Consider the following 6,330-nt stretch of genomic DNA (forward strand, 5'->3'; position numbering starts at 1 on the left):
ACAGCCGTCCATCTCTACGATTGCGCCCTTTGCGTCTTTGCGTTACAAACCTCTGCGCCTTTGCTTGCTTTGCGTCGTGGTATGGCGACGGACAGCCGTCCGTCTCTACGGTCTCATACCGCCCGCGCCTCGGCCCGGCTGGCGGCGGCAAACAACGTCCGCGCCAGCGGCAGGTAGGCCGACGCGCGGCGCACATAATCGCGAGCGGTGGGGTTGGCCCGGATCGCCACCGGATCAACGATGCCCTGATTGTGCCATGCCGCTAACGTGCGCCACGAAATCGGCTGGCCTTCGATCGCCGCGCGTAAGATGCCGCGTTCAAGGTTGGCGGCAAGGTAGTTAATCGCTAGCTCATCGTTGCTAATCTCGGCGGTGATCGCGGCAAACAACTCGCGCTGATCGGCAAACTGCGCTGGATCGATCCGGCTGCCTTCCACCCTTGACGGCGCCCGCAGCACACTGCCATCGGCTAGCGGTACCTCGCCGGCCAGTATCTCGGCGGCTACCGAAGGCCGCAGATTGGCCGGCCAGACGCTAAAATTGGCTCCCGTGCCGCTCAAATTGGCTTGTTGTTGGGCAACTTGGTACCACGGCGTCACTATACGTAACGGCGGGACCAGCTCCTCTGCCCAGCCAAAGTTCTCGTTATAGAGGATCGTTGCCATCACCACGGCAAATTCGCGGTCGCTCATGCCCGATAGCTGCGGGTGATTATGCCGCGCTGCCGCTGCCAGTATTGCGCTGCGCAAACGTCGCATCCGCGCGGCAAATGCGGGGCGTACATACGTTTCGATCGTCGGGCCGGGGCGAGTTGGCGGCGCCGCGCGCGCCTGCGGCATCGTCGCTCGCGTTGGCGGCGGGCTGGCTAAGACTGCGTGATCCACACTGATCAGGCAAAGCGCAATGACGAGCACAAGAAAGCGTCGCATAGGCGGTGCCTGTCACTAAGAAGAGCCGTTCAACCTTGCAAAGAGACGTCAAGCTGCATTTGCTATAAGAAGACGTAACGACGACTAGTTGCACCTCCAAACGGGCGCTAGGCCATCTGGAAACCTCGCTGGAACATGTTCGCATCTGAGGATCAACATCGTACATATATATATCATCCTTACTCTAGCTTGGCTAGCAACAGTCTATGGGCTGATATGCAGCCCTATCACGTTCCGATGGAGGTTCCTCGCTCTAGCGCATCACTCTATTGGTCTATTAGGTTGTGCGTTTACGAATGGTCATCACATTGCATGAGAACAAAGTACTATTGCTATCAAAATTGATTTCGGGCTATCATTACATTAGTAGAATATTTCAAAACAACTACTTTTTTGCATGTAAGACTGGCCAAAAGCAGCGTTGTGCGCTAGGCATAGCTAAAATACTATGCTTGCCATGCGATTCTTTTCATCCTACTCCGCATCCTAGAAAGATCTGGTTTTACTGTGACTCATTGCCGATTCTTCCACGTTAGTGCAATATTCGGCCTGTGCTGTCTGATCGTGCTCTTTTTGAACGCACCGCTCATCTCATTGATGGCTGCACCCGGATCGCCTGAGATTACTCTTTCTCCTGCTCAGAGCTACGATCTCCAAATGTTAGCTGGTCAAACGGTTCGTTGGCACAATCCAAGCGCAACTCCTCATCGTTTGCGCGCCATTGATGGCAGTTGGGACACGCCACTCATTCAACCCGGCGAAACGCTCACCCACACTTTTACCAATCCCGGCCAGTCGTTGTTTGTGTGCGATATCGATCCCACGATGCGGGGAGTGGTAACAGTACAATCTGGCAATACCATCTTTGTGCCGCTGGTAGCAAGTCGAACCATCGAGCGTTGGTCGCAGCCGGCAACATGGGGTGGCAGTCTACCCCAAGCCGGAGCGGCGGTTACGATCCCCGCCGGAAAGGTGGTGCTGCTCGATATCAGCCCGCCACCGCTTCAAAGTCTGCTGATCGAAGGCGAGTTGATCTTCGACCGGCGCGATCTCAATCTCACGGTCGGCTGGATTATGCTGCACGGCAATGGCCGGCTCCGCATCGGCAGCCCTGCCGAGCCGTTTGCGCATCGGGCTACGATCACGCTCAATGCGCCCGATCCGAATGAAAATGTCATGGATATGGGTACGCGCGGGATTTTGTTGATGGGTGGCACGCTCGAGGCGTATGGCCTGAGGCCGAATCGGGTTTGGACAACGCTGAACGATCATGCTGCTGCTGGTGCTACCAATCTGACGCTGCGGGAAACTGTCGATTGGCAACCCGGCGATCAGATCGTCATTGCACCGACCGATTTTTACGGCGTCGCAGAAACGGAACGCTTAACGGTACAGAACGTAAGCGGTTCGCACATAACATTGGCCGCGCCGTTGACCAAAGCGCGCTGGGGCCGGTTACAGTATGTCAGTCCAACTGGCATGACCGAGACCCCTACCACCGAAGTGACGCCGCTCGTGCTTGACGAGCGAGCTGAAGTTGGGCTGCTCTCGCGCCGGATTGTCATTCAAGGTGCTGATGACGCTCTCTGGCGTGATCAGCGCTTTGGCGCTCATATCATGGTCATGGGTAATGGGGTTTTACGGCTCGATGGGGTAGAATTGCGTCGCGTCGGGCAAGGTGGTCGATTTGGCCGCTATCCTATCCACTTCCACCTGCTTTCGTATGCTGCTGATGGCCGGTTGATCGGTGATGCTACGGCGCAGATGGTGGCTCATTCAAGCATTTGGAACTCGGCCAATCGGTGCATTACTATTCATGGTACGAACGGGACAACAATCCGCAACAATATTTGCTACGATATTGCCGGTCACGCTATTTTTCTCGAAGACGCCGTTGAGCGCCGGAATGTGATCGAAGGCAATTTGGTGCTGCGCGTGCGCCAACCGCCACAGCCCCTATTACCAAGTGATCGCAACGACTTCCGGCGCGGGCCGTCGGGTTTCTGGCTAACCAATCCCGATAACGTTGTGCGTGGCAATGTCGCCGCCGATGCTGCCGGCAATGGCTTTTGGCTAGCCTTTCCGCAACAGCCGCTCGCCTCGAACAAGAATGTTCCGATTCGTCCGCATAACCTTCCGCTCGGCGTCTTCAGTCATAATATCGCCCATTCTAACAGCAAACCGGGTGTTAACATTGATTTTGCACCGGTTGATGATAAAGGAAACACTTCTGAAATCAAGTATATGCCAACCAGTGATGGCGGGCCGTACCACTTTTCAAACGGCGTTCGGTTCACGCTCAGCGACATCACTACATACAAGAACAATGACAATGGTTTGTGGAATCGGGTGACGTTTCCGGATTATGTGCGTTTCGTCTCGGCAGATAATGTGGGGATGTTTTTTGCCGGCGCCGGCGATAACGGCAAAATCTACGACTCGCTCATTGTTGGCACAAGTCTCAACAACCGCGATGTGCCTGAATCGTTGTTTAGTGAACAACCAAATACTGCGGTCGCCAGCTATCATAGCACATTCGATATCTTCGATAATGTGATTGTGAACTTTCCTATCCATGCTCGCAGCGACCGGGCGAGTGGCGCATTTGCCACCAACGATTATTACACTCGTCCTGTAGATCGTGGATTGGTACGTAACCCAAACAACCGGTTGATCAACGCCAATCCGGGCCGTCGGGTCCTCTCGCCTAACCTCCATACACCAACTGGCAATGCGGCGCTCGCTGGCGCACTCTGGGATCCATACGGTTATTGGGGGCCGGCTGGCAACTATTGGGTCTACGATGTTCCTTTCCTCACCGCCGGCCAAGAGTGTGTAGCAGTTGACCCGGTTGGGCAGAATGGACGCAGTTGCCGTGGGCCGTACTACGGCGTAGCTGGTTTCAGAATTGATAATGGTGATCTATTTAAGCCGTTGATGCCACTGACTATCACCCGCCTTGATGCCGATAATCAACCGATCAGTCAATGGGTGGTTGAAGAGGGCTTCAGCGGTGTACGCAACACGTTCAATATTGCGCAATGGATGCGCCATTTCGCTGCTGTTCCTGGAGGTCGCTATCTGGTCGAATTCCGCGATAGCTCGACCAGCTTGCCGCCGCCGGAACGCGAACTACGGTTGTCGCTCTCGAATATGCACACGACGTCCGATCAGATCATTCTTGGCTTGCCTTTTAGTAGTGGTGGTGGGGTGGCGGCCTATTTGACAACCCGCGAGGGATATCAGCACTCGGCGCCGGGTGCGCCCGAACGCCGCGATCTGACGCTGGTAACTTCGTTTGCCGCAATGTTGGCGACTGACAACAGTATGTGGCACGACCAAGCCAACCAGCGCGTATGGATTAACGTGCGCGGCGGGGTGCCGATATTCGGCGCCGGACTTGAAGATCCGTTATCGGATAAGTCCCTCTATCGTCAGACAAATGTGCGGATCTACCGGCCATAGTGACTTTCTTCTCCCGTGTTCAGGTTCAAGGGCGGACAGAACGTATCAGCGTAAGTATGGTTGACGGCTTTGCGATGCACTGGTGTACCCTCACCCCAGCCCCTCTCCCACTAGCGTGGGAGAGGGGCTAGGCGTGAGGGCCAGCAGCCCGCGCAGCGGGCTTCGTAGCCCTAGCCCGGCCCTGAAGGGCCGGGCTCTGGATCAGATGTTCTACCCGCGCTTGTACCCAGCGGGAGAGGGGAAAGTGGTGGGGCAACGATTAAGCCGCAAAGCGAGCAAAGGCGCAGAGGGGTGAAACGCAAAGACGCAAAGGGGCGCGGAGGCCGCAAAGGTTTGGGAAGTAGGATCATCTCCCTGCGTCCTCCGCGCCCTCTGCGGTAAAAAAACCCCTCCGCCATCACGCCAGCACGCGCTTCGGCTGCAACACCAGCAGCACGACCAGCACCGCCCCGCCCAGCACTAGCAACGCCACCAATTTCATCAGCGGGGTAAAGAAATCAAGCAACCCAATCGCGCCGAAAGCGATGCTTAAGCCATAATAACAGGCCACCACCTGCCGCTGGCTCAGACCAAGATCGAGCAGGCGATGGTGCAGATGGTCGCGTCCAGCTTGCGCCGCTGAACGTCCCCGCAGCGTGCGGGTCAGAATCAGCCATGCCATATCCACGATCGGCACGCCGAGCACCAGCAAGACCGTCGCCAGCTTCGCCCCGCCGATCAGTGCGCAGATGCCTAGCGTATAGCCGATCGCCATCGCCCCCACATCACCCATAAAGATACGGGCCGGATGAGTATTGTAGAGCAAGAACGCCGCGCACGCGCCGCTGAGCGCCAGCGGCAGCAGTGCGACCGTCAGTTGCGGCGGGTCGAGGGTGAGCGTGTGCAGCGTCAGCACCAATCCGGCGATCAACGTCACTCCCGCCGCTAGCCCATCGAGGCCATCGATCCAGTTCACCATATTCTGCATACCCACAATCCAGAAAACGGTAGCGGCGATCGCCAGCCATGGGCTCAGGTTATGCAGATGAATCTGGTTCACAAAGGGAAAGTTGAACGCGGTCAAAATAATCCCGCGCGCCTCGGTCGGCTGGCCGAGTGCATCGGGGTAGAGGGTGTGATCCCACAGATACGGCCCAACCGCCACCAACGCCGCGATGATATGCACACCGAGGCGCGGCAACGCCGGCAGGTCGTAGAGATCGTCGAGCAAGCTTACAAACGCGATGATGGAAAGCCCAATCAAGAGCAACCCAATGCGCAGATGCTCAAACGGCGAGCGGCGCAAAGCGGGATCGAGTGACTCAAAAGCAAGGCTGGCGACGATCGCAGCGACTAAGCCGGCAATCATTGCCAACCCACCCACGACCGGCGTTGGCTCGCGATGAATGTGGCGCGGGCCGGGTTTGGCGACCCAGCCTTCACGGCGCGCCAACCGGATCAGCGGCGGGATGAGCAGCGCCGTGACGGCGAAGGCAATCAGCGGCGCGCCGAGCAGAGCCAATGTGACAAGCATGCATTAGTCGCTTTACCTCAAAACGCGAACCTCCCGCTTATGATATGAGGAAAGCCGTCTAAATGCAACGTTGCAACGACATGTACCATCAGCAGCGTGATGGCGCCATTTCCACCAGTCATTGCGCCCACTTTCCACCTGTCCCTGTCCTTGCGAGCCGCGCGGAGCGCGGCGTGGCAATTTCCCGCGAGGACGGAAGATGTGTACTCAGGCATCCGTTCCGCTCCCCACCTGTCCTTGCGAGCCGCGCGTAATGGCAGCGCGATGCTCTGCCCACGCGCGGCGCAGCAATCTCCTCCGCGCACGGGAGTGATGCGCTCAGGCATTCGTTCCGCTGAAGCGGGAGATTGCTTCGGGCGCTTCGCGCCCTCGCAATGACCATACGGCTCCCTCCCCCAGCGGGGGAGGGGTGGGGTGGGGGCA

Annotated in this window: 3 protein-coding genes; 1 reads left to right on the plus strand and 2 read right to left on the minus strand. The window is 57.4% G+C overall.

Annotated elements, in window-relative coordinates; translation table 11 throughout:
• Positions 1-113: 113 nt before the first annotated feature.
• Positions 114-929, minus strand: coding sequence for a hypothetical protein (locus U9R81_RS15320; protein ID WP_322496302.1), 816 nt, complete (start codon positions 927-929; stop codon positions 114-116).
• Between the two features lie 564 nt (positions 930-1,493).
• On the opposite strand from U9R81_RS15320, the gene U9R81_RS15325 reads away from it, so the two are divergent.
• Positions 1,494-4,394 (plus strand): G8 domain-containing protein, encoded by a 2,901-nt coding sequence (locus U9R81_RS15325; protein WP_322496304.1) that lies wholly within the window; start codon positions 1,494-1,496, stop codon positions 4,392-4,394.
• Positions 4,395-4,791: 397 nt separating this feature from the next.
• On the opposite strand, the gene U9R81_RS15330 is transcribed toward U9R81_RS15325, so the two are convergent.
• Positions 4,792-5,907 carry an MraY family glycosyltransferase gene (locus tag U9R81_RS15330; RefSeq protein ID WP_322496303.1) on the minus strand — a complete coding sequence of 372 codons (1,116 nt, stop codon included), beginning with the start codon at positions 5,905-5,907 and terminating at the stop codon, positions 4,792-4,794.
• Between the last annotated feature and the right edge of the window lie 423 nt (positions 5,908-6,330).

It is taken from the genome of Chloroflexus sp., from assembly GCF_034435895.1.
GTDB lineage: Bacteria > Chloroflexota > Chloroflexia > Chloroflexales > Chloroflexaceae > Chloroflexus.

Coding starts and splice junctions, on each gene's coding strand:
- U9R81_RS15320 (WP_322496302.1), bottom strand. CDS start 929: ATGCGACGCTTTCTTGTGCTCGTCATTGCGCTTTGCCTGATCAGTGTG.
- U9R81_RS15330 (WP_322496303.1), bottom strand. CDS start 5,907: ATGCTTGTCACATTGGCTCTGCTCGGCGCGCCGCTGATTGCCTTCGCC.